This window comes from Myroides sp. C15-4 (assembly GCF_050522745.1).
Classification (GTDB): Bacteria; Bacteroidota; Bacteroidia; order Flavobacteriales; family Flavobacteriaceae; genus Flavobacterium.
On the sequence record NZ_JBMVQX010000075.1, the window covers coordinates 1 to 2,650 of the forward strand.

A 2,650-nucleotide genomic window follows, 5' to 3' on the forward strand; every position below is an offset into this window, starting at 1 on the left:
ACAGGATTAGTACCTGTTGACATCCCTTATACAGATACGTTTGAGACTGCTCAAGAATATGCTTTTAGAAACCATAGCGTAAATAAATGGCATATTGGTACAGCCGTAAATAACGGAGGGACTTCTGCTTTGTATATCAGTAACAATGATGGCGTAGCGAATGAGTATACCATAACAATTGAGCAAACGTCTCATGTGTACAAAGATTTTACTATTCCTGCAGATGCAGAAGAGCTTGAGGTGCAATTTGATTGGCATTCGTTAGGGGATAGTTATAGTGGCGATGGATTCACTGTATGGGCCGTTCCTATTACCTTTGAACCTCAAATAGGTACAGGGATTACTACAGCTGCAACTCGAGTTCGATTAGGTCGCACATTATATGAACAGAATCGCAACTTTGTGACCGAACGCCTTGTGATGGATGTTTCTGCTTTTGCAGGTCAAACGATGCGTTTAGTCTTTTCTTGGAAAAACAATAGTTATAGTGGAGAGAATCCACCAGCGGCGATTGACAACTTGAAATTGAATTATTCAACTTGTATTCAACCAACAAGTTCACAGGCAACAGCTGTTACTGCAGAGAGTATTGCTGTGAGTTGGAGCGCTGTAGAAGGAGTGACTGATTACGAATTGAAAATTACCACTACACCAACAGCTCCAGCCGAGACTGTGGCAGGGGTAACAGTTACAGGAACGACACATACCTTTGAAAACTTAGACAGTAATACAACGTATTATATTTGGGTACGCTCTATCTGTTCAACGACCAATAAGAGTTTATGGAAAGGGCCTTTACAAGTGACAACAGATTTAGTGCCTGTAGATTTACCGTATCGCGATGGTTTTGAAGGGGATCAACAATATGCAATTCGCAATGATATTTTGAACCAATGGTACATTGGAAATGCAGTGAATTATGGTGGTCAAAGAGCTCTTTATATCAGTGGTGACGAAGGGGTGAGTAATGTGTACTTAAATAATAACAAGAATCAAGTTTCTCATGTTTATAAAGATTTTATTATTCCAGCGAATGCTGCAGAATTAGGAATTAACTTTGATTGGCGTTGTCTAGGAGAAGGATCAGGTTCTTATCCTTACGATTATTTCAGTGTTTGGTTAGTACCTATAACATATACGCCTGCTGTAGGTGTACAAACAACAGCTACCAATAGTGGAGGTGTACAAATAGGACGTCCATTCTATAACCAGAATTCTCATTTCTTAAATGAACGTCTTATCATTGATGGTACTAGTTATCAAGGACAAACGATGCGTTTGCTTTTTGAATGGAAAAATAATACCTATAGTGAATATCAACCCCCTGCAGCAATTGATAATTTAGAGGTACACGTTATTACGTGTTCAGAACCAACTAACGTGCAAATTGATAGCGTTACATCAACGTCGGTAACTATTTCTTGGACTCCAGTAGAAGGACAGACAAACTATGAAGTGTATCATTCAGCAACTAACCCTGGATTATTAGGAGATACAGTAACTGGATCGGTAACCACGACAGAGAATCCTTATACTATTGAGGGGTTAGATGATAATACGGAGTATTTTATTTGGGTGAGAACGATTTGTAGTGCTACCAATAAGAGCTCTTGGGTTCGAGTGGTTGGATGGACAGGACAAATTCCAGGCGAACTAACCTATGAAGATAACTTTGAAGGAGATAACAATTGGAGCTTTATCAGTAATTCGATTAATAAATGGGTGGTTGGTAGAGCTGTTAGTAATGGTGGAGTAAACGCACTATATATTACAAAAGACAATGGACTAACCAATACATATAATGGAGATGTGACTACGGTGGCTCATGCGTACCGCGATCTTGCTGTACCAGCAGCGGCTATCGGAGGAAGTTTAACCTTTGATTGGCGTGCGCTTGGAGAAGGAAGCGTTCGCTATCCTTATGACTATATGAGAGTTTGGCTAGTACCTGCTAGTTTTAGACCTGTGATGGGACAACAAATAACAACAGGAGCTGATCGTCTTCAAATTGGTGGTTTGTATTTCCAACAAGAAGAGTTTACTACTGCTTTAGAATCAGTTGATTTAGCGCCATTTGCAGGACAAACGATGCGCTTGGTCTTTGAGTGGATTAATAACAGCTATTCTGAATATGATCCGCCTGCGGCAATAGACAATGTGATATTTAAAGTCGAAACTTGTCCTGCAGTTACTGGATTGTCTGCTTGTGGAGGTGCTGATCGCATCAATTACGGATGGGATTCTCAAGAGGGGATGACGCGTTGGGAAATTGCCTTTTCAACAACAGATGGTGCAGAACCAGACCCAGATTTAATTGAAATTGTGGAAGAGCCTAATTATTCTGCTAGAGGATTAACGGTGAATACGACCTACTATTTCTATGTGCGCAATGTCTGTGGACCAGATGACGTGAGTATGTGGAAAAAGATCAATGTAAGAACGAATAGCACGAGTATTTTAGATGCAGAGCCGTTTTGTGCTGGACCTGGAGGAATTATCTTTCCAAATAATCATAGAGGTAATACACCTGAAGAATTTCCTTTAGGAAATGGACAAATAGCTTGTTTAGGAGGTGCTCCTTACCCGGTATGGTATTTCTTGAAGATAGATCAAGATGGAGATCTTGTTTTTGACATCATTCAAAATACCG

At 40.1% G+C, this 2,650-nt stretch carries 1 protein-coding gene; it reads left to right on the forward strand.

Annotated elements, in window-relative coordinates; genetic code table 11:
- Positions 1–2,650, forward strand: a 2,650-nt coding sequence (locus ACPDHL_RS16085) for a fibronectin type III domain-containing protein (protein WP_430533719.1), incomplete at both ends; no start/stop codon positions are given.